1 protein-coding gene is annotated in these 515 nt (G+C 44.1%); it reads left to right on the plus strand.

Going from position 1 to position 515, the window contains the following annotated elements:
- Positions 1-237 precede the first annotated feature (237 nt).
- On the plus strand, positions 238-515 hold a 278-nt coding region (locus tag GC098_RS39010; protein WP_171649703.1), incomplete at its 3' end, for a nucleoside-diphosphate sugar epimerase.

The following is a 515-nucleotide window of genomic DNA, read 5'->3' on the forward strand; positions in this document are numbered from 1 at the left end:
TTTCTTTCCCATGGGATTCCGCACCTCCTATATTCAATATATACACGATGGACATTCAGGTAACGGCGAATGCCAGTCCACTATATAAAATCTAAAAAGTGTCAGAGGAGCAGCATATCTACTGGCTATAGCTGAGATCGGCTTTGATTGGACAACCAAATTTCGTTAAGAGAACCGCACCGTTCGCCGGATAACTGCATAATGTAAAGTGAAAAAGCGGAATTGGAGGGGAAGGGATTGGAACAGCGAGTGACAACGATTATTTCTCACATTGCAGCCTCGCATCGTGAGATGTCTAGAATCTTGGGGACCCACCGAAGTGTTTCAACGCAAATGGCCACCATTGCCAGTGATATACCTGACTCGCATCCTAATTTCGAAGGTGTAGGCATGCTGCAGGAGCAAGCATTACAACTGACCAAGAATATAACGGCTTATTTAAATAGCTTAGCTAATTTGGAAGAGGCAATCGCGCAGCAAACGGAAATTGTCATGAAAGAAATGAAAGACCCTGA

The organism is Paenibacillus phytorum, from assembly GCF_013141715.1.
GTDB lineage: Bacteria > Bacillota > Bacilli > Paenibacillales > NBRC-103111 > Paenibacillus_E > Paenibacillus_E phytorum.